We start from the raw sequence: 20,168 nt of genomic DNA on the forward strand, positions 1-20,168 counted from the left end.
GGATCACTTCTTCGTGAGTGCAGGCCCGAAGACGCCGGCGGGAATGACGCCCTGGCCGACGATCGACTCGCGCCACGGCGTCGCGATCGAGACCAGCCGAGCAGCACCGTCCTCGCCGAGGGCGGCCCAGGGCGCAACAGCGAGGTCATTGGTGATGTCCTCGACCAACGTTCGGAGATCCTTGCCGTCCTGGGTCAGTGCACCGTCGGACGAGAGCAGCTCTCGATCGGCCAGAGACGCGACCGCCGCGTCCCACTGCTCGGTCGACCACCCTCGACGCTTGCGGGCGAACTCCTTCTCGAACCCGTATCCGGTGGCGGTATGGGTGATCAGCGCTTCGAGACCGCTCAGGCCCGCCGTCTGCAACGCCGCGATGTGACCGTCACCGCGGTATTCACGGATCAGAGTGAGGGCGTGCCACAGCACGAGATGCGGAGCTGTCGGCCAGTCGAGCTCTGCATACGCCGCGTACAGGGGTCGACCGTCGTCACCGGGAATCCCCCGGGCCGCGATCGATGCCAGGTCCGCGGCCTCGGCCATGTCCGCGGATTCGAGAACCTCGGGGCCCAGCAGTCGACCGAAGGCGGCATCGAGAGTGGCGTAACGGATGGCCATGATCTCGTCGGGTGACGTGACGTCCCAGGCCGCCGGGATGAGCGGTGCCACCAGCTCCCGATTGAAGTTGTAGAAAGTGGCGGTCACGACGCCCGCGCCGACGCGCCCCAGTGGTGCAGCTCGACCCGCGAAATAGCAGGCCCGCGGCGCCAACCCGGTTGCGACCAGAGCATCCTGCGTCTCCGGAAGGAAATAGGTCATCGAGTGGATCAATTCGAGCGCGCGAGAGGTGCGGCCGGCGGTGGTTGCGTCCATCACTGAACCGTAACCGAACCATCTCGAACCACTCCGCTGGCTCCACTCGCGTCACCTGGCTCATTCCGCAGGCTCCACTCGCGCCACCCGCCCGACCTACTTGAGGCCGGCCGCGTCCATGCCTCGGAGCTCCTTCTTCAGATCCTGGATCTCGTCGCGCAGCCGGCCGGCGAGCTCGAACTTGAGCTCACGTGCCGCGTTCATCATCTGATCGGTCATGTTCTTGATCAGATCGGCCAGCTCGGCGCGGGGCATCGACGACACGTCCTGACCCTCGTACACACCGGTGCTGACCGACCTGCCCGCCTCGCCCTGTGCTCGCCGTCCGCGGCTGGCGTTGCGACCGGATCCACCGACCTCGACGACGGACTCGGTGTCCTCGGCCTCCTGATACACCTGGTCGAGGATGTCGGCGATCTTCTTGCGCAGCGGCTGCGGATCGACGCCTCGCTCCTTGTTGTACGCGATCTGCTTCTCGCGTCGACGCTCGGTTTCCTCGATGGCGTAGGTCATCGAATCGGTCATCTTGTCGGCGTACATATGGACTTCACCGGAGACGTTTCGCGCGGCACGGCCGATGGTCTGAATGAGACTGGTGCCGCTGCGAAGGAAGCCTTCCTTGTCGGCGTCGAGAATTGCCACCAACGAGACTTCGGGTAGGTCGAGACCCTCACGGAGCAGGTTGATGCCCACCAGTACGTCGTACTCGCCCAACCTGAGTTGCCGAAGCAGTTCGACGCGGCGCAGCGTGTCGATGTCGGAGTGCAGGTAGCGGACACGAATGCCCAGCTCGAGCAAGTAGTCGGTCAGATCCTCCGACATCTTCTTGGTCAGCGTGGTCACCAGCACACGCTCGTCCTTCTCCGCGCGTTCCCGGATCTGATGGACCAGGTCGTCGATCTGCCCCTTGGTCGGTTTGATGACGACCTTGGGGTCGACGAGTCCGGTGGGACGAATCACCTGCTCGACGAACTCTCCCCCGGTCTGGCCCAGCTCGTACTTTCCCGGAGTTGCCGAGAGGTAGACCGTCTGACCGATGCGCTGGGTGAACTCCTCCCACGTCAACGGTCGGTTGTCGGTCGCGGACGGCAAGCGGAACCCGAAGTCGACGAGATTGCGCTTGCGCGACATATCGCCCTCGTACATGGCTCCGATCTGCGGCACCGTCACGTGGGACTCGTCGATGACCAGTAGGAAGTCCTCGGGAAAGTAGTCGATCAGTGTCGCGGGCGCGGTGCCTGCACCACGGCCGTCGATGTGCCGCGAGTAGTTCTCGATACCAGAGCAGAACCCGACCTGCTTGATCATCTCCAGGTCGTATTGCGTCCGCATCCGCAGCCGCTGAGCCTCGAGCAGTTTTCCTTTGCTCTCCAGCTCGGCGAGCCGATCTTCGAGTTCGGCCTCGATGTCCTTGACGGCTCGTTCCATTCGCTCCGGACCGGCGACGTAGTGCGTGGCCGGGAAGATGCGCACCGAATCCACCTGCCGAACGATGTCGCCGGTGAGCGGATGCAGGTAGTACAGCGCTTCGATCTCGTCACCGAAGAACTCGATTCGAATCGCGAGTTCCTCGTAGGACGGAATAATCTCGACGGTGTCGCCGCGGACCCGGAACGATCCGCGGGTGAAGGCCATGTCGTTGCGGGTGTACTGCACGTCCACCAGCAGCCGGAGCAGCGCGTCACGCTGCACTTCGACGTTGACCTCCAGCTCGATCGACCGATCGACGTACGACTGCGGGGTGCCGAGACCGTAGATGCACGACACCGACGCCACCACGACCACGTCTCGGCGTGAGAGCAGCGATGCCGTCGCCGAGTGCCGCAGACGTTCGACATCGTCGTTGATGGACGAGTCCTTCTCGATGTAGGTGTCGGTCTGCGCGATGTACGCCTCGGGCTGGTAGTAGTCGTAGTACGAGACGAAGTACTCGACTGCGTTGTTGGGCAACATGTCTCGCAGCTCGTTCGCCAACTGCGCCGCCAGCGTCTTGTTCGGTGCCATCACCAGGGTCGGGCGCTGCAGCTTCTCGATGAGCCAGGCGGTGGTGGCCGATTTGCCGGTACCGGTGGCACCGAGCAGGACGACGTCCTTCTCGTCCGCCTTGATCCGCCGTTCGAGCTCGGCGATGGCGGTCGGCTGATCGCCTGCCGGTATGTGTTCGCTGACGACCTCGAACGCCGGTCCGGTGCGCTCGATTGCGCCCACCGGACGGTGTTCGGAGTGCGCGACAACGGGATGTTCGGATGCAAACGCCATTTCACAAGCGTAGACGCGACCACCGACAAGTTCCGTCGGACAGACCCACACGCTGGTTGCCGGTAGCTTCTACAGGCATGGTCGCTCACACGTCAGCCGGTGCGCACGCCGTCGTTCATGCCCCCAAGCACGAGACGTTCGACCTCGTCGCCAAGACGAACGTGGATCCCAAGGGGTTCGTTCGTGTCGTCGACGAATACCGCGTCGAGCCGTGGGGGCTGTACATGGCCCGCCCGTCGGATCACGCCCATTTCGACTACCTGGAGTCCTGGTTGCTGCCCGCTCTCGGGCTCCGAGCCTCGGTGTTCCACTACCTGCCTGCGCACGCCCGCGATCAGGACTACTACGTCGACATCGGCGAGTACACCGCCGGCACCACCCGTTGGACATCCGTCGACCACTATCTCGACCTCAGTGTCCGTACCGGCCGCGATTACGACCTGCTCGACGTCGACGAGTTGTTCGACGCTCGGGTGGCGCAACACGTCGACACCCCGACGGCCGAGCTGGCACTGGCCAGGTCGATCACGGCCATCGAAGGTCTGACGCGACACGATTACGACCTGAACGCGTGGCTCGCGTCCGTCGGAATGCCGACCGAGTGGAACGGCAAACCGTCCTGATCGAGCCCGATCCGATTCACCCCGACCCGATTCACGCAGTCCAGTTCGTCTCCTCGGCCCACTGCCATGCCCGGCGGTATGCCACATCGAACCACGGTGCTTTTGCGTTCTCGTAGGCCTCGATCGCCGATGCGAAGTCCGTGATTCCGGCAGCGGCCTCGGAGGCGCGTCGCTTGATTCCGGAATATTCGGTCCTGATGCTGTCGTCCGCCCGCAACCAGTCCCGGAACAGCAGGGCGAACGTCTGATTGGGCCAGCCGTCCACCCGGATGTGGACGTTCGCCGGTCGGCCGGGGTCTGCACTGCCGTGAAAACGCTTGGACCACACGGCCGGATCGGCTTCGCCGCCGATTCCGTACGCGGGCTTGGGATGGTCGAAGTCGGCGTCCTCTCGCCGCGGGAACCCTGCCACGCGCAACTGTTCGGCTACGGAATCGGCGTCGTCGAGCCCGCGCACGGTGATCTGGATGTCTATGACGTCCTTGGCGTCGAGGCCGGGCACTGCGGTGGATCCGATGTGATCGATACGGACCGCCTTGTCGGAACAGGCAAGAGCCAGGCGCGAGACGATCCGTCGGGCCTGCAATTCCCACGCGGGGTCGGCCGTCACCTGTTCCGGATGAACACGCGCGATGACCCCCTCCCTGATGTTGCGCTCGAAGGGAATCAGTCGGTCGTTCCACAGGGCTCGGACGTCGTCGTCGACGCTTCCCGGCGCACCGGTGTTGTCGATCCACACGTCGGCCGCGGCTCGGCGCGCATCATCGGTTGCCTGCGCTGCGATCCGCGCCCGGGCGTCGGCCTCGGGCATGCCTCGCTGTCCCGTCAGACGACGCACCCGTTCCTCGGCGTCGACCCACACGATGACCACGAGGTGAAAGAACGGGCCCATCGATCCTTCGACGAGGAGCGGAATGTCCTGCACCACTAAGGCATCCGACGCTGCTCCGTCGATGATCTCGGCAGTACGCGCACCGACCAACGGGTGAACGATGGCGTTGAGCTTCTTGCGGGATTCCTCGTCGCCGAATGCCTTGGCCGCCAATGCCGGACGGTCGAGCGAGCCATCGGGTGCGAGAATGTCGGTTCCGAAGGTATCGGTCAGTTGTTGCAGCCCAGGTGTTCCCGGCTCCACGACTTCACGGGCAAGCACGTCGGAGTCGACGAGCACTCCCCCGAGTTCGGTCAGCACCTTCGCAACGGTCGATTTTCCGGCACCTATTCCACCGGTCAGTCCCAGTCTCAGCATGCACCCAGTCTGACACTCGAACACGCCGAAGCACACCAGCCTCAAATGCACCGGTTTCACAGATCCGTCGGTTATCTTCGACGAGCGCGACCTCGATGTGCCGACCCACAGCAATTGAAAAGGACACCCATGCGAAGCAATCAGATCCAACCGGGTCGGCACCGCCTTGGCATGGATGCAGGCGTTCATTGCATTCTGATCCCGGAAGTAGCCTCGGCGTTGGCCGACCATCGGCGCAACTGGTTCACCAACCTCCTGACCCCCGCCCGCCACAGCTTCGCGACCATGCGCAAGCGCACGGAGAGCGTCGGCCAGTGGAGTCCAGCCACCGCCGCGTAGTTCGCACTCCCCCTCCACCATGGGCCCGGTTCATCCGAACCGGGTCCATCGTCGTTTCCGCAGAGTTTTCGATCACCCGATTCGAACGAGAAAGCCCCGGTTCTCGTGGAGAGAACCGGGGCTCGGCGTCACACCCTCACGGGTGGACCACATCTATCAGGCGTTGCCCGACAGCTTCTCGCGAAGTGCAGCGAGCTGCGCATCGCTGGCCAGCGATCCACCGGTCGAGGCCGGAGCCGACGCTGCGGGAGCGTCGCCTTCTGCATCGGCGGGAGCCTGACCCGACTCGGAGGAGTAGTTGGTGTTGGCGGCTTCGGCAGCTTCGTCCTTGGCCGTCTTCTCCATCTGAGCGGTGTGCATCTTGTGGCGACGCTCTGCCTCGGCGTAGCGACCTTCCCACTCTTCACGCTGCTTCTCGTAACCTTCGAGCCATTCGTTGGTCTCGGAGTCGAAGCCCTCGGGGAAGATGTAGTTGCCACCCTCGTCGTACGAGTCGGCCATGCCGTACTTGGACGGATCGAACTCTTCTGCGTAGTCCTCGTTGGCCTGCTTGAGGCTCAACGAAATCCGGCGACGCTCGAGATCGATGTCGATGACCTTGACGAGTGCGTCGTCGCCGACACCCACGACCTGGTCCGGAACCTCCACGTGGCGCTCGGCCAGCTCGGAGATGTGCACGAGGCCCTCGATGCCCTCTTCGACGCGCACGAATGCACCGAAGGGAACCAGCTTGGTGACCTTGCCGGGCACGATCTGGCCGATCGCGTGGGTGCGAGCGAACTGGCGCCACGGATCTTCCTGAGTTGCCTTCAGCGACAGGGAAACACGCTCGCGGTCCAGGTCGACGTCGAGAACCTCGACGGTGACCTCGGTGCCGACCTCGACAACCTCGGACGGGTGATCGATGTGCTTCCAGGACAGCTCGGAGACGTGCACGAGTCCGTCGACGCCACCCAGGTCCACGAAGGCACCGAAGTTGACGATGGAGGACACGACGCCCTTGCGGACCTGGCCCTTCTGGAGCTGGTGCAGGAATTCGCTGCGGACCTCGGACTGGGTCTGCTCGAGCCATGCGCGGCGCGACAGGACCACATTGTTGCGGTTCTTGTCGAGCTCGATGATCTTGGCCTCGATCTCCTTGCCGACGTACGGCTGGAGATCGCGGACGCGACGCATCTCGACGAGCGAAGCGGGGAGGAAGCCACGAAGACCGATGTCGAGGATGAGTCCACCCTTGACGACCTCGATGACGGTGCCCTTGACGGCCTCGTCCTTCTCCTTGAGCTCCTCGATCGTGCCCCAAGCGCGCTCGTACTGAGCTCGCTTCTTGGACAGGATCAGACGGCCTTCCTTGTCCTCCTTGGTGAGGACGAGTGCTTCGATCTCATCTCCCACGGAGACGACCTCGTTGGGGTCGACGTCGTGCTTGATGGAGAGCTCGCGGGAGGGGATGACGCCTTCGGTCTTGTAACCGATGTCGAGTAGAACCTCGTCACGATCGACCTTGACGATGGTGCCCTCGACGATGTCACCATCGTTGAAGTACTTGATCGTGGCGTCGATGGCGGCGAGAAAATCCTCTGCGGAGCCGATATCGTTGACGGCTACCTGCGGTGAGGTTGTGGTTGAGGGCATGTGTTGAGTTGCTCCGGACGGGTTGGGTATCGGTTGATGGATGTTCGGTCGGACTTGGTGAAACGTGTGCAACACGAGCACATTCGGCGGAACCGTTGCCGGATCCGCATGCGCCGACGCCGGGCGGACCCGACCTGGACGCAGCATGAACACACTCGCGTTGAACAGGGTACGCGATGCCGCAGTACCAGCACAAACCCGGTTAGAGTCGGCGTGTGACCGATCTTTCCCCACCGTCGTCCACTCCCGGCCGCGGCCGAATCGACTCGGTCACGAGCGACCGCGCGAGTCGCCTCTGGTGGGATTCCGACGCCGAGGCCTACCACCGTACCCATGGCGCGTTCCTGGGGGTGACGACCGAATCCGGAGAGTTCGTCTGGTGCCCGGAGGGACTGCACGAGGGCGACGTGCATCTGCTGGGCGACGTCGTGGGCAAGGACGTGCTCGAGGTGGGCTGCGGAAGCGCACCGTGCGCCCGCTGGCTCGGGACACAGGGTGCGCGCGCGATCGGTCTCGACATCTCGATGGGCATGTTGCAGCGCGGCGTCGATGCCATGGCCGCGGGTGGCTCGACGGTTCCGCTGGTGCAGGCCAGTGCCGAGTCCTTGCCGTTCGCCGACGAGCGCTTCGACATCGTCTGCTCGGCATTCGGTGCGGTGCCGTTCGTCGCGGACTCCGCCAATGTGATGAAGGAAGTGGCGCGGGTTCTTCGACCGGGTGGCATCTGGGTGTTCGCCGTCAATCATCCGATGCGTTGGGTGTTCCCCGACGATCCCGGCGTGGCCGGGCTGACCGCGACGATTCCGTACTTCGACCGAACCCCGTACGTCGAGTACGACGCGGACGGAACCCCCAACTACGTCGAGCATCACCGCACGATCGGCGATCGGGTGCGCGAACTGGTCGCCGCAGGCCTCGAGGTACGCGACATCGTCGAACCCGACTGGCCGGAGTGGCTCGACCGCGAGTGGGGTCAGTGGAGCCCATTGCGCGGGCAACTCTTTCCCGGCACCGCGATCTTCAGCAGCCGCAAACCACTCCGATAGACACCGCACTGCTCAACGCCGATGCACCCGGGCTTCGACGGCCTCGGTGAAGGCACTGGTCGACGCCTGTCCGCCGAGGTCGGCTGTCGCGACCCCGGATTCGACCGTGGCGTCGACGGCGTGTCGGATCCTGCCGGCGGCTGCGGCCAACCGTTCGTCCCGATGCCGCGGGGCAAGCCATTCGAGCAACATCGCGGCCGACAGGAAGAGCGCGGTCGGATTGGCTCGGTTCTTGCCCGCGATGTCCGGGGCCGATCCGTGCGAGGCCTGCGCCATCGCCTGGGTTTCCGAGGAGTTGATCGACGGCGCGGTGCCCAGCGACCCGGACAGCTCACCCGTCAGATCCGAGAGAATGTCGCCGAACATGTTCTCGGCCACGATGACGTCGTAGTCCTCGCCCCGTCGAACCAGGTGCGCGGCAAGGGCGTCGACGTGCTCCTCGGTGACCTCGACGTGCGGAAACTGTTCTCCCACTGCGCGGCACGCATCGCGGAACAACCCCGTCGTCATCGACAGCACGTTGGTCTTGTGCACGATCGTCAGTTGTCGATTGCGTCGCTCGGCCAACGAGAACGCTTCGCGTGCAATGCGTTCGCAGGCCGCGCGGGTGAACACTCCGACCGCGAGAGCCACATCGGGAGTGGGCATGAACTCTCCGCTGCCGACGAACATGTTGCGATCGGCGTAGAACCCCTCGGTGTTCTCCCGCACGACCACCAGATCCATTCGCGGGGACACTGCGCGTACGCCGGGCAGTGCCTTCGCCGGCCGAATGTTGGCGAACAGACCGAAGTTCTTACGAATCCGTCCGCCCGGGGTCAGCTGCGATCGGAACGGCTGCGGGTAGGAGGCGCTGTCGTGCGGACCGAGAATCCAGCATTCGAGCTCGCCCAACTTCGCGAGCGTGGAATCGGGCATGGGCGTTCCGTGCTCGTCCATGGCACCGAGGCCCAGCGGCAGGTGCACCCAGTCCGCAGCCGGTCCACGGGCCGCCGCGAGGGCCGCATCGACCACCCGGATGGTTGCAGGCACGATCTCGTGGCCTATCCCGTCGCCGGTCATGGCCCCGATCCGTAGTGCCGTTGCATTGCGACCGTTCGTCTGCGACATCATGGCCTCCATGGTGCAGTCCGCAGAACTTCTCCTCGACCCCGGCCTCGACGCTGCGGTTCGCCGCGAGTGGGCGGCACTGTCCGACGCCGGCCTCCCGAGCCAGAACCGGCACCGCGGTGAGTCGAACCGCCCGCACGTCACCGTCGCGGTGGCGTCGTCGATGCCGGACGCGGTGGACGACGGCGATGCGGTCCGCTTCGATCCGTTCGATGTGCGTCTCGGCGGGCTCGTCGTGTTCGGTGGTCGATCGATCACCCTGGCGAGACTGGTGGTTCCGTCGAGCGAGTTGCTCGATCTGCACGCCCGGCTGTACGAGGCCGTGGGCGAACGTTCGCTCGATCACCTCGAACCCGGCCGATGGACACCGCACGTCACGGTGGCCCGACGGTTGACGCCCGAGGAGGCAGGAGCGGCGGTGCGCCTGCTCTCGGTAGACGTCGACGATCTGGTCGGAGCTGCTGTTGCGCTGCGCCGATGGGACGGCGAGGCCAAGCGCGAATGGCGGATCGGCTGACACGGGCACCCTAGAACCGGTAATCGCCGAACTGAGTCACCTCCGCGTGGGTATCGGGAGCGACGCCTGCGACCACGAGGGCGTCGAGGGCCAGGAACAGCAGCACAACTACCAATACAATTGTCATGTCGCTAGCTTCCAACCTGCGGAGACGGTGCACGAGTGGCAGTAACGCCATATATCGACGACTTTCTGCCATACTTCTGTACATGCTGAAACGAGTGGTCGTCGCGCTGATGCCGTTGACAGAACAGTTCGAGCTTGGCGTCGCCTGCGAGGTGTTCGGATTCGATCGCTCGGACGAAGGACTGCCCACCTACGACTTCTCCCTGATCGCAGGTGTCCCACAACCGATCCGCACCCGCGTCGGCTACACCATCGACGTGCCACACGATCTCGACAGCCTCGACAGCGCCGATCTGATCATCATTCCGGCGGGAGGCACCGAGGCGGCGGTCGACGGCAGCTTCGTGTGCGGCACCGAATACGACGCGTCCATCGAACCCCTGCTGGCCAAACTGCGCGCGGCGGTGGAACGAGGCGCGATGGTCGCGAGCCTGTGCAACGGTGCCTTCGTACTCGGCAAAGCGGGTCTCCTCGACGGCAGACCCTGCACGACGCATTGGCGGCACTCCGACTCGCTGGCCGCGAAATATCCCCTGGCACAGGTGGATCCGAACGTCCTCTACGTGGATGCCGGCAACGTGCTCACCAGCGCCGGCACGGCAGCCGGCATCGACCTGTGCCTGCACATCGTGCGCAAGTACCAGGGCAGCGTCGTGGCCAACGGGATCGCCCGCCGGATGGTCGTTCCTCCGCATCGCGACGGCGGGCAGGCTCAATTCGTCACCAGTCCGCTGCCCGCCACTCGCACCGAGACACTGGCTCCGCTGCTGGATTGGATGACCGAGAATCTCGACTCCGAGCTCACCATCGGTCGACTGGCGGCGCGGGTGAACATGTCTGCGCGAACCTTCGCCCGCAGGTTCGCGGCCGAAACCGGAACGACGCCGGCACGCTGGCTCAACGACCAGCGAGTACTGGCAGCGCAGCAACTGTTGGAGAACTCCGATCTTCCGATGGATTCGATCGCCGAGGTGGTCGGCTTCGGAAATGCCGCGGCTCTGCGGCAACACTTCGTGCGATTGCGATGCACCACGCCGAATTCCTACCGCCGCACGTTCCGCGCTGCACCCCAACCAGCCTGACCCGCCGCGCTCCTACACAGTCGGGATGATTCCGGCGAGCACCTGCGTTGAGACACACCAGAAGCGCAATCAAACGAAAGGGACCGCGTGGCCACTCAGACTTTGACCCAGCAGAATTTCGACGAGATCGTGACGAGCAACGACGTGGTGTTGGTCGATTTCTGGGCGTCCTGGTGCGGACCGTGCCGCCAGTTCGCGCCCACCTTCGAGAAGTCGTCGGACGCACACCCCGACGTCGTGCACGCCAAGGTCGACACCGAGGCCGAGCAGGGTCTTGCTGCGGCAGCGCAGATCCAGTCGATCCCGACGATCATGGCGTTCCGCGAAGGAATTCTCGTCTACGCACAGCCCGGCGCACTGCCTGCACCGGCGCTGGAAGACCTTGTCGGTCAGATCAAGGCACTCGACATGGACGTCGTACGCCAGCAGATCGCCGAGCAGGCTCCCGCGGCGGAGTAGTTCGTCCCAGCCGTACATCGAGCGAAGGGCCGCTCACCGAATTCGGTGAGCGGCCCTTCGCCTGGCCATGGGTCGAATCAGTGTGCAGCGGCGTCCCAGCTGCGACCGGTGCCGACCGAGACTTCCAGGGGCACCGACAGTTCGATGGCCGAGGACATCTTGTCGCGTACCAGTGCCTCGACTTCCTCGCGCTCGGAGTCGACGACTTCGAGTACCAATTCGTCGTGCACCTGCAAGAGCATCCGCGACTTCAGCGTCGACTCCGCCAGCGATCGGTGCACGTCGATCATCGCGACCTTGATGATGTCTGCGGCGGTGCCCTGGATGGGCGCATTGAGAGCGGCCCGCTCGGCGACCTCGCGGCGCTGACGATTGTCGCTGTTGAGGTCGGGCAAGTAGCGACGCCTGCCGTACAGCGTGGAGGTGTATCCCACTTTGCGCGCTTCCTCGACGGCGTTGCGCAGGTAGTCACGGACGCCTCCGAACCGCGCGAAGTACGCCTCCATCTGCTGCTTCGCCTCGTCGGTGGAGATCTTGAGCTGCGCGGCGAGACCGAAGGCGCTCAATCCGTAGGCCAGTCCGTACGACATGGCCTTGACGCGGCGACGCAGTTCGGGCGTGACCTCCTCGATCGGCACTCCGAAGGCCCTGGCACCGACGAAACTGTGCAGGTCCTCGCCGGTGTTGAATGCCTCGATCAGCCCTTCGTCGCCGGAGACGTGCGCCATGATGCGCATTTCGATCTGGCTGTAGTCGGCGGTGAGAAGCGTGTCGTATCCGGCCCCGACGACGAAGCCGTCACGGATGTGGCGTCCCGCCTCGTTGCGCACCGGAATGTTCTGCAGGTTCGGCTCGGTGGACGACAGTCGCCCGGTTGCCGCGACCGTCTGATTGAACGTGGTGTGAATGCGTCCGTCGTCGGCGACGGATTTCAGCAGGCCGTCGACCGTCACCTTCATCCGCGTCGCGTCCCGATGATCGAGCAGGAACTTCAGGAACGGATGCTCGGTCTTCTCGAACAACCCTTGCAGCGCATCGGCGTCGGTGGTGTAGCCGGTCTTGGTCTTCTTGGTCTTGGGCATGTCGAGTTCCTCGAACAGCACCACCTGCAACTGCTTCGGTGACCCGAGGTTGATCTGCTTGTCGATCACGCCGTAGGCGGAGTTCGCAGCCTCGTCCACCTGCGCAGCGAATCCGGACTGCAATGCGCGGAGGTGATCACCGTTCACGGCGATACCCGTTGCCTCGACATCGGCCAACACCGTCAGCAGCGGCAGCTCCATCTCGGAGAGCAGGGTGGTCGACTCGATGGCGGCGAGCTCGGCGTCCAACGCATCGGCCAGGTCGATGACGGCCCGCGCCTTGAGAATCTCGCCCTCCGCGAACGCCGCATCGGCGGTGTCCTCGGCATCGAGCAACGACATCTGGCCTTCACCCGCATCCTCCACCCGGAGTTCGCGTTTGAGGTAGCGCAACGACAGGTCGTCGAGGTTGAACGACCGCTGCCCGGGCCGCACCAGGTACGCCGCAAGGGCTGTGTCGGTGGTCAACCCACCGAGGGTCCAGCCGCGGCCACGAACTGCATGCAGAGCCCACTTGGCCTCGTGCAGAGCCTTCGGCTGCGCCGGATCGGCGAGCCAGGCAGCAAGTGCCTGCTCGTCGGATTCGTCCAGAGCGGTCGTCGTGACGAACGCGCCTTCCCCGTCGGCCGCAGCGATCGCCACCGACGTCGCGTCGCTGTCGAAAGGCCGACGCGGGCCGAGGATGGACAGCCCGCTCCGTCGGCCGTCGGCCGCGTGTTCTCCCAGCCATGCGGCCAGATCGCCGGGCGCGACAATGCCGCCGCGGACGTCGAAACCTTCTTCTGCTTCGGGTTCGACCGACGCGAGCGTCTCGAACAATCGGTCCCGCAGAATGCGGAACTCCAGGTCGTCGAACAAGGCGTGGATCTTCTCGCGATCCCACGGAGCCAGTTCGAGCTGATCGGGGGTGTAGGGCAACGGCACATCGCGGACCATCTCGGTGAGCTCGCGGTTGAGCACCACACTCGACAGGTTGGCCCGCAGTGCATCTCCCACTTTGCCCTTGACCTTGTCCACGTTGTCGACAAGAGCGGTGAGGGAACCGTATTCGATGATCCACTTGGTCGCCGTCTTCTCGCCGACCCCGGGAATGCCGGGGAGGTTGTCGCTCGGGTCTCCGCGCAGGGCCGCGAAGTCCGGGTACTGCGATGGCGTCAAACCGTACTTGGTGGCGACCTCGGCGGGGGTGAACCGAGTCAGATCCGACACGCCCTTGCGCGGATACAACACCGTGACGTTGTCCGTCACCAACTGCAGCGCATCGCGATCGCCGGTGACCACCAGAACGCGGTACCCCAGTGCCTCTGCCTGGGTCACCAGAGTGGCGATGATGTCGTCGGCCTCGAAGCCCGCCTCGGCCATCACCGGGATACCCATGGCCCCGAGTACGTCCTTGGTGATGTCGACCTGACCGGCGAACTCGTCGGGCGTCTTGCTGCGGTTGGCCTTGTACTCGGGGTACCGCTCGGCGCGAAAGGTCTGCCGCGAGACGTCGAACGCCGCCGCGATGTGCGTCGGTTTCTCGTCCCGCAGCAGGCTGATCAACATCGAGGTGAACCCGTACACCGCATTGGTGGACTGACCGCTCGTGGTCTTGAAGTTGTCCGCGGGCAACGCGAAGAAGGCACGGAACGCCATCGAGTGGCCGTCGATGAGCAGCAACGTGGGCCGCTCTCCGCCCGCTTTCGCATCGGTCTCGGCTGCGGGCGCTGCACTTTTCTCCGTTACTGGGCTCACGGTTGACCAGTCTAGGGAGACGGTCCGACAACTCGTAGCCGGATGCACGCGCCACGACGCGATCGCACTCGATGCGCACGCCGCGCACCGCGAAACACAACCGATACTTTCCGGAAATCTCAGTCGCCGATTTTGCGTCGTTTCAGCGGATAGAGTCCGACAATTGCAGGAAACCCACATACCCGTGGCACAACGACAACCGTCCGGAGGACGTGCGTGGCTCCAAATGTTCGATGGACCAGAAAGGTGCAACCGCCGAGGTTGCGCGCAAGATCTGCCGTTCGGCTCCTTCAGCGAACACTCCTACTCGCCGTTCTGAGTTCCATTGCCGCGCTGCTGTTCAGTGCGCCGGCATTGGCCCAGGAACCTACCCCCACTCCCCCGGCAGCGCCGGGGACCAGTGCCGAACAGGCACCACCGGCGGACGCGGTCAGCGTCGCCGGATCCCTGAACAACGGTGGCGAACGACTCGTCGGCGTCGACGTCGCGGCGCTCGACGCGTCCGGCTCCGAAGTCGCCCGTACCACCAGTGAAACCGGGGGCCGGTGGACCCTCGAACTGTCTCCCGGCACCTACACGTTCCAGGTGGTTCAGGAAACGCTCCCCGACGGCGTCAGCGTCCAGGGCGAGGTCCAGCGCGATGTGCAGGCCGGGCGTTCCAACACCGTCATCTTCTCGTTCGGTGAGGCCAGAACCGCCACCACCATTCCGTTCTACGAGAAGTTCGTTCGCACCACCGTCGACGGCTTCCGTTTCGGCCTCGTCATCGCGCTCGCCGCGGTCGGGCTGAGTCTGATCTTCGGCACCACCGGTCTGACGAACTTCGCACACGGAGAACTCGTCACACTCGGTGCCGTCGCGGCGTGGTTCTTCAACGTCAGTGTCGGCATACAACTGATCCCGGCCACGCTGCTCGCGATAGTCGTCGGAGTCGCGATCGGCTGGCTCAACAATGCCCTGATCTGGCGGCCGTTGCGCAAACGGCGAACAGGCCTCATCGCTCAGCTGGTGGTCACCATCGGCCTGGCGATCGCACTGCGTTATCTCATCCTGATCTTCTTCTCGGATCGCTCCGAGCCCTTCGACGATTACCAGGCGCAGACCGAGAACGACTGGGGTCCGTTGTCGATCACCAACGTCAACCTCGCCTGCATCGTCATCAGCATCGTCGTCCTGGTCGGCGTCGCGCTGATGCTGCAGCGCACCAAGATCGGCAAGGCCATGCGTGCGGTGGCCGACAACCGGGATCTGGCCGCGTCCTCCGGCATCAACGTCGAGCGCGTGGTCACGTTCGTCTGGTGCCTCGGCGGCGGCCTGGCTGCCCTCGGCGGCGTGTTGTTCGGGCTCTCCGAACTCGGCGGTCGCGTCCAGTGGGAGATGGGCTTCAAACTTCTGTTGCTCATGTTCGCCGGCATCACACTGGGTGGCCTGGGAACGGCCTACGGCGCATTCCTCGGTTGCGTCATCGTCGGTCTGCTCGTGCAGTGGTCGACGCTGGTCATCAATCCCGATCTCAAATACATCGGAGGGTTGCTCGTCTTGATTCTCATCCTCGTCGTCCGTCCACAGGGCATCCTCGGCTCGCGACAAAGGATCGGGTGACCTTCACATGGATATCATCGGCGCACTTCAGATCTCACTCGCTCAGCTGGTCGGCCCGTCCGCCATCTTCTACGCCCTGCTCGCCATCGGCCTGAACCTGCACTTCGGCTACGCCGGACTGCTCAACTTCGGCCAGATCGGCTTCGCACTGCTCGGCGGCTACGGCGTCGGCATCACCACGATCACCTACGAACAGCCGCTCTGGCTCGGCATTCTGGTCGGTCTCGCCGCGGCAGGACTGCTCGCCCTGGTGCTCGGCATCCCGACTCTGCGACTGCGAGCCGACTACCTCGCGATCGTCACCATCGCCGCGTCGGAAATACTGCGACTCGTGTTTCGTTCCACCGCAACGGATTCGGTGACCAAGTCGACCAACGGCATCACCGGCTTCGCCGGCCCGTTCACCAGCATGAGTCCGTTCGAGGGTGGCAAGACGTACAGCTTCATTGGCGTGCGATTCCTGGGTAACGACCTGTGGGCCATGCTCGTCGGCTGGACGCTGGTCCTGCTGCTGTGCGGGGTGGTCTACCTCCTGACGCACAGCCCCTGGGGACGTGTGCTCAAGGCCGTTCGTGAAGACGAGGACGCGGCCCGCTCGCTGGGTAAGAACGTGTTCGTCTACAAGATGCAGGCGCTGGTTCTCGGTGGTGTCATCGGCGGCATGGGCGGCGTGTTCAACGCACTGCAAACCCAGTCCATCAACCCGGACTTCTACTCGACGGCGCAGACGTTCTTCGCCTTCGGTGCCCTGATTCTCGGTGGTGCCGCAACGGTGTTCGGCCCCGTCCTGGGCGCGATGCTCTTCTGGTTCCTGCTGTCCATTCCCGATGCCATTCTGCGACAGCTGATCTCCGGCGACGACCCAGTGCTCAACCTCACCGGCGCGCAGGTCGGTGCCACGCGGTTCGTGCTCCTGGGAATTCTGATCGCCGTCTTGATGGTGTTCAGACCTCAGGGCATTCTCGGCAACAAGCGAGAGGTTCAACTCAATGCCTGACCCGAGCAAGGATGCCGCCGCAACAGCGGCACCGAGCAAGAAAGCAAGCACCCTCGAATCACGTGCTGCCAAAGCACTGTCGAGTGATCAGCGGTCGGCGTTGTTCGCCGGTGTCGCCAACGAGCCCGGATCCCCCAAGCCCGACGCCACCCTGGTGGTCGACGGCGTCTCGCGCACCTTCGGCGGCCTGAAAGCCGTCGACGTCGCGCACCTGGAGATCCAGCGTGGGTGCATCACCGGACTCATCGGGCCCAACGGCGCAGGCAAGACCACCCTGTTCAATCTGCTCACGGGATTCGATCGACCCGACACCGGTACCTGGTCGATGGACGGCCAGGAACTGGGTCGGATGCATCCGCACCAGGTGGCACGCAAAGGTGTCGTCCGTACGTTCCAGTTGACCAAGGCGCTGTCGAAACTGACTGTGCTGGACAACGTTCGGCTGGGCGCAACCGGTCAGCGCGGCGAGCGCATGATCAACACGTTCATGCCGTGGACGTGGAAGGCCCAGGAACGTCAGATCACCGAACGCGCCTACGAGCTATTGGGGCGCTTCAAGCTCGACGCCAAGGCCGACGACCTGGCCGGCTCGTTGTCCGGCGGCCAACGCAAGCTGCTCGAGATGGCGCGTGCGCTGATGACCGATCCGTCGGTGGTCATGCTCGACGAGCCGATGGCCGGGGTCAATCCTGCTCTGACGCAATCGCTTCTGGGGCACATCAAGTCGCTTCGCGACGACGGTATGACGGTGGTGTTCGTCGAGCACGACATGGACGTCATCCGCGACATCAGTGACTGGGTGGTGGTGATGGCACAGGGCAGCATCATTGCCGAGTCCACCCCCGAGGAGCTCTCCAACAACGGAGCCGTCGTCGATGCGTATCTCGGTAGCCATCACGATCAGGCTCTGGAATTCGATGCCGACGGCAATCCGGTCGGTGCCACTGCGGAGCTCGCAGAGGCACTGAAGAAGGCCGAGGCCGAGGAACTCGAAGCGGGAGGCGACCTCTCGGAGCCGGAGTTCGTACGCCCGGTGGTAACCGACGTGACCGAAGGCGGCTCGCACCGGGCCGAGGAGGACGAACGATGAGCGAACAGACATTGACGCCGGCAGAGTTCGCCGCGACACCCGAGGAGCACGCCCGCCTCGCCGAAGGTGCATTGCTGCGCGCCGACGGCTTGGTGGCCGGGTACATCCCGGGCGTCAACATCCTCAGTGAATGCAACTTCTTCCTCAACGACGGGGAGATCGTCGGCATCATCGGACCCAACGGAGCCGGGAAGTCGACCCTCCTCAAGACCCTGTTCGGGCTGGTTGCCGTCCGTGAGGGCAGCGTCAAACTGCGAGGTGACAACATCACCTCCGCCGAAGCGCACGTCCTGGTCACCAAGGGAGTCGGCTACGTTCCGCAGACGCAGAACGTCTTTCCGTCGTTGACCATCGAAGAGAACCTCGAAATGGGAATCTATTTGCGTCCCAAGAAGTTCGGCGAGCGATTCGAGTTCGTCAGCGAACTGTTCCCGCTGCTCGGTGAGCGCAAGAAGGTCAAGGCGGGCGCACTGTCCGGCGGCGAGCGACAGATGGTCGCCATGGGACGCGCACTGATGATGGAGCCGTCGGTACTGCTGCTCGACGAACCGTCGGCCGGACTGTCACCGATGTTCCAGGACGAGGTGTTCATCCGCTGCAAGAAGATCAATGCAGCGGGCGTGTCGATCATCATGGTCGAGCAGAACGCCCGTCGTTGCCTCCAGATCTGCGACCGCGGCTACGTTCTCGATCAGGGCCGTAACGCCTACACCGACACCGGTCCGGCGTTGATGAACGACCCGAAGGTGATCGAGCTGTATCTCGGCACGCTGGCAGGAAGCAAAGAGAAGAAGTAGCTCCTCGCAACGACGAAGGCCCCGGTTCGATCGACATCGAACCGGGGCCTTCTCGCTGCCGTCGAACGTGCGGCACATACGCAAGCCACTGGGCCCGAGTCCTGATCGAGGACTCGGGCCCAGAGGCTGTGTGACAGTTACAGATCACTCACCGACGACGATGTAACCGTCCGTCGTCAGGGTGTTGTCCGGTCCGAAGACCAGGTTGCCGTAGGAACCGGTGGCGGGCTCTCCTGCGTCACTGAAGTTCAGCGCGCCGGTGATTCCGTCGTAGTCGATGTCGGTTCCGGCCTTGACGAGCGGAAGGCACTCGGCGTAGCTGGTGCACTTGGTGCCGTCCTTGGTGACGCTGTTGATGTTGGCAGCGATGTCGGTGCCTGCCGTCGACTTGGCCTGCTCGGCCGCGAGTGCCGAGATGACCACCGCGTCGTAGGACTCTCCTGCGTAGTTGAAGTCCACCAGGGCCGGATCCACGCTCTTGAGACGATCCTGGAATCCGGTGCCGACGTCGGTCAACGGGGTGGTGCCACGCATCGTGTCCAGCAGACCTGCTGCCACCGACTCTCCGAGGGCGTTACCCATGTTGCCGTCGACTCCGTAGACCAGCGTGCCGTCGGACGGTCCGATGCCGATCTCGTGCATACGGGTGATGATCTTCGCGGACTCCTCGAAGCCGATGATGGCCACGGCGTCCGGGTTGAAGTTCTTCACGCCGTCGACCTCTGCGTTGAACGACTGTGCGTTCGGGTCGTAGATCGTGGTCTGGATCTGGTCCGCCGCGATGCCGGCCTCTTCGAGGTTGTCCGCGGTGTTCGCGGCCAGGCCCGTACCGTACGGGTCGTTGAGCGCGAGGATGGCGACGCGCTGCGCACCGTCCTGGGCGATCAGCTGGGACAAGGCCTGTGCCTGCAGCACGTCGGTGGGTGCGGTACGGAAGTACTGACCCTTGTCCGGGTAGCAGACGAACTGGTCGGACGTGTTGGCCGGCGAGAACTGCACGACGCCTGCGCTGGCGATCTTGTCGATGACCTTGAGCGAGACCGAGGACGACGCCGCACCGACGATGACGTCGGCACCGCCGGCGAGCAGACGGTCGACCGTGGTGTTGGCGGTATCGGTCGTCGTGTCGCCCGAGTCACCGGGGATGAGCGTGACGGGCTGCTCGAGGACGCCACCGGCGGCGTTGACGTCGTTGACGGCCAACTGGACGCCGGCAACTTCGGGCGGGCCGAGGAAGGCCAGGGTTCCGGTCTCGGGGAGAAGGGTGCCCACCACCAGCGGTGCCGTATCCGGGGTTGCCCCGGCAGTGGCCTGCTCGGGCGTGCAGTCGGTGGAGACGGTCGTTTCCGCGGCTGCAGTGCCGCCGCTGGCACTGGTGGAGTCGGTCGAGCCCGAGTCGTCGCTCGACGAACAGCCGAACAGTGCGAGCGAGGTAACGCTCAGCACCGCAGCCGTGCGGACATAGGTCCGAATTGCCATCTAGGTTCTCCTTGAAATTGCTCGTCGATGAAGCGCACCTGAGTTACATGTCGCTCACGTGTGGGTCAG

At 64.3% G+C, this 20,168-nt stretch carries 17 protein-coding genes; 10 read left to right on the plus strand and 7 right to left on the minus strand.

Features of this window, described 5'->3' with window-relative positions; all coding sequences use genetic code 11:
* Positions 1 to 3: 3 nt before the first annotated feature.
* A complete protein-coding gene (locus tag CH274_RS18345) occupies positions 4 to 870 on the minus strand; it encodes an SCO6745 family protein (protein WP_032394303.1) in 867 nt (288 codons plus the stop codon).
* 96 nt (positions 871 to 966) lie between these two features.
* The gene (gene uvrB, locus CH274_RS18350) at positions 967 to 3,129 is read right to left on the minus strand and encodes an excinuclease ABC subunit UvrB (protein ID WP_094629263.1); all 2,163 of its coding nucleotides are present in this window, start codon (positions 3,127 to 3,129) and stop codon (positions 967 to 969) included.
* Between the two features lie 77 nt (positions 3,130 to 3,206).
* Between uvrB and CH274_RS18355 the strand changes: the two genes are divergently transcribed.
* A complete protein-coding gene (locus tag CH274_RS18355) occupies positions 3,207 to 3,752 on the plus strand; it encodes a DUF402 domain-containing protein (protein ID WP_032394305.1) in 546 nt (181 codons plus the stop codon).
* Positions 3,753 to 3,783: 31 nt separating this feature from the next.
* Here CH274_RS18355 and coaE read toward each other — a convergent pair whose 3' ends face one another.
* Positions 3,784 to 5,001, minus strand: a complete 1,218-nt coding sequence (coaE, locus tag CH274_RS18360; protein ID WP_094658419.1) for a dephospho-CoA kinase — start codon at positions 4,999 to 5,001, stop codon at positions 3,784 to 3,786.
* Positions 5,002 to 5,130: 129 nt separating this feature from the next.
* Here coaE and CH274_RS18365 point away from each other — a divergent pair, with 129 nt between their 5' ends.
* Complete coding sequence (locus CH274_RS18365; protein WP_032394307.1) at positions 5,131 to 5,340, plus strand: hypothetical protein; 210 nt, start codon at positions 5,131 to 5,133, stop codon at positions 5,338 to 5,340.
* 156 nt (positions 5,341 to 5,496) lie between these two features.
* On the opposite strand, the gene rpsA is transcribed toward CH274_RS18365, so the two are convergent.
* Complete coding sequence (gene rpsA / locus CH274_RS18370) at positions 5,497 to 6,975, minus strand: 30S ribosomal protein S1 (RefSeq protein ID WP_027497255.1); 1,479 nt, start codon at positions 6,973 to 6,975, stop codon at positions 5,497 to 5,499.
* Positions 6,976 to 7,190: 215 nt separating this feature from the next.
* Here rpsA and CH274_RS18375 point away from each other — a divergent pair, with 215 nt between their 5' ends.
* Entirely contained in the window at positions 7,191 to 8,021 is an 831-nt protein-coding gene (locus CH274_RS18375) for a class I SAM-dependent methyltransferase (protein WP_094629260.1), read from the plus strand.
* A 12-nt stretch (positions 8,022 to 8,033) separates the two neighbouring features.
* Here CH274_RS18375 and CH274_RS18380 read toward each other — a convergent pair whose 3' ends face one another.
* Entirely contained in the window at positions 8,034 to 9,131 is a 1,098-nt protein-coding gene (locus CH274_RS18380; protein ID WP_094647850.1) for an isocitrate/isopropylmalate dehydrogenase family protein, read from the minus strand.
* 10 nt (positions 9,132 to 9,141) lie between these two features.
* On the opposite strand from CH274_RS18380, the gene CH274_RS18385 reads away from it, so the two are divergent.
* The 3 genes from CH274_RS18385 to trxA all read left to right on the plus strand — a co-directional run bounded on the left by CH274_RS18385 (position 9,142) and on the right by trxA (position 11,315).
* On the plus strand, positions 9,142 to 9,648 hold the full coding sequence (locus CH274_RS18385; RefSeq protein ID WP_094658420.1) for a 2'-5' RNA ligase family protein: 507 nt from the start codon (positions 9,142 to 9,144) through the stop codon (positions 9,646 to 9,648).
* 209 nt (positions 9,649 to 9,857) lie between these two features.
* Positions 9,858 to 10,856: a helix-turn-helix domain-containing protein gene (locus CH274_RS18390; RefSeq protein ID WP_094658421.1), complete on the plus strand. Its 999-nt coding sequence runs from the start codon at positions 9,858 to 9,860 to the stop codon at positions 10,854 to 10,856.
* A gap of 87 nt (positions 10,857 to 10,943) precedes the next feature.
* Entirely contained in the window at positions 10,944 to 11,315 is a 372-nt protein-coding gene (gene trxA, locus CH274_RS18395) for a thioredoxin (protein WP_032394311.1), read from the plus strand.
* Between the two features lie 77 nt (positions 11,316 to 11,392).
* Here the strand turns inward: trxA and polA are convergent, their stop codons facing one another.
* Positions 11,393 to 14,134, minus strand: coding sequence for a DNA polymerase I (polA, locus tag CH274_RS18400; protein WP_094658422.1), 2,742 nt, complete (start codon positions 14,132 to 14,134; stop codon positions 11,393 to 11,395).
* Between the two features lie 261 nt (positions 14,135 to 14,395).
* Here polA and CH274_RS18405 point away from each other — a divergent pair, with 261 nt between their 5' ends.
* The 4 genes from CH274_RS18405 to CH274_RS18420 are packed head-to-tail and all read left to right on the plus strand — an operon-like array spanning position 14,396 to position 18,620.
* Complete coding sequence (locus CH274_RS18405) at positions 14,396 to 15,736, plus strand: branched-chain amino acid ABC transporter permease (RefSeq protein ID WP_052049316.1); 1,341 nt, start codon at positions 14,396 to 14,398, stop codon at positions 15,734 to 15,736.
* A 7-nt stretch (positions 15,737 to 15,743) separates the two neighbouring features.
* A complete protein-coding gene (locus tag CH274_RS18410; RefSeq protein WP_032394313.1) occupies positions 15,744 to 16,733 on the plus strand; it encodes a branched-chain amino acid ABC transporter permease in 990 nt (329 codons plus the stop codon).
* Positions 16,726 to 17,823 (plus strand): ABC transporter ATP-binding protein, encoded by a 1,098-nt coding sequence (locus CH274_RS18415; RefSeq protein WP_094629258.1) that lies wholly within the window; start codon positions 16,726 to 16,728, stop codon positions 17,821 to 17,823. The genes CH274_RS18410 and CH274_RS18415 overlap by 8 nt, the downstream gene beginning before the upstream one ends.
* Positions 17,820 to 18,620, plus strand: a complete 801-nt coding sequence (locus CH274_RS18420; protein WP_032394315.1) for an ABC transporter ATP-binding protein — start codon at positions 17,820 to 17,822, stop codon at positions 18,618 to 18,620. The genes CH274_RS18415 and CH274_RS18420 overlap by 4 nt, the downstream gene beginning before the upstream one ends.
* Before the next feature lie 144 nt (positions 18,621 to 18,764).
* Here CH274_RS18420 and CH274_RS18425 read toward each other — a convergent pair whose 3' ends face one another.
* Entirely contained in the window at positions 18,765 to 20,099 is a 1,335-nt protein-coding gene (locus CH274_RS18425) for an ABC transporter substrate-binding protein (protein ID WP_032394316.1), read from the minus strand.
* Positions 20,100 to 20,168: the final 69 nt, after the last annotated feature.

It is taken from the genome of Rhodococcus sp. 06-418-5 (genome assembly GCF_002258285.1).
Classification (GTDB): Bacteria; Actinomycetota; Actinomycetes; order Mycobacteriales; family Mycobacteriaceae; genus Rhodococcoides.

What these genes read in the sequence shown, in the direction of transcription:
- rpsA (WP_027497255.1), bottom strand. Translation starts at nt 6,975, where the DNA reads ATGCCCTCAACCACAACCTCACCGCAGGTAGCCGTCAACGATATCGGC.
- CH274_RS18425 (WP_032394316.1), bottom strand. Translation starts at nt 20,099, where the DNA reads ATGGCAATTCGGACCTATGTCCGCACGGCTGCGGTGCTGAGCGTTACC.
- CH274_RS18355 (WP_032394305.1), top strand. Translation starts at nt 3,207, where the DNA reads ATGGTCGCTCACACGTCAGCCGGTGCGCACGCCGTCGTTCATGCCCCC.
- CH274_RS18385 (WP_094658420.1), top strand. Translation starts at nt 9,142, where the DNA reads ATGGTGCAGTCCGCAGAACTTCTCCTCGACCCCGGCCTCGACGCTGCG.
- CH274_RS18345 (WP_032394303.1), bottom strand. Translation starts at nt 870, where the DNA reads ATGGACGCAACCACCGCCGGCCGCACCTCTCGCGCGCTCGAATTGATC.
- CH274_RS18380 (WP_094647850.1), bottom strand. Translation starts at nt 9,131, where the DNA reads ATGTCGCAGACGAACGGTCGCAATGCAACGGCACTACGGATCGGGGCC.
- CH274_RS18390 (WP_094658421.1), top strand. Translation starts at nt 9,858, where the DNA reads ATGCTGAAACGAGTGGTCGTCGCGCTGATGCCGTTGACAGAACAGTTC.
- CH274_RS18410 (WP_032394313.1), top strand. Translation starts at nt 15,744, where the DNA reads ATGGATATCATCGGCGCACTTCAGATCTCACTCGCTCAGCTGGTCGGC.
- uvrB (WP_094629263.1), bottom strand. Translation starts at nt 3,129, where the DNA reads ATGGCGTTTGCATCCGAACATCCCGTTGTCGCGCACTCCGAACACCGT.
- coaE (WP_094658419.1), bottom strand. Translation starts at nt 5,001, where the DNA reads ATGCTGAGACTGGGACTGACCGGTGGAATAGGTGCCGGAAAATCGACC.
- CH274_RS18415 (WP_094629258.1), top strand. Translation starts at nt 16,726, where the DNA reads ATGCCTGACCCGAGCAAGGATGCCGCCGCAACAGCGGCACCGAGCAAG.
- CH274_RS18420 (WP_032394315.1), top strand. Translation starts at nt 17,820, where the DNA reads ATGAGCGAACAGACATTGACGCCGGCAGAGTTCGCCGCGACACCCGAG.
- CH274_RS18365 (WP_032394307.1), top strand. Translation starts at nt 5,131, where the DNA reads ATGCGAAGCAATCAGATCCAACCGGGTCGGCACCGCCTTGGCATGGAT.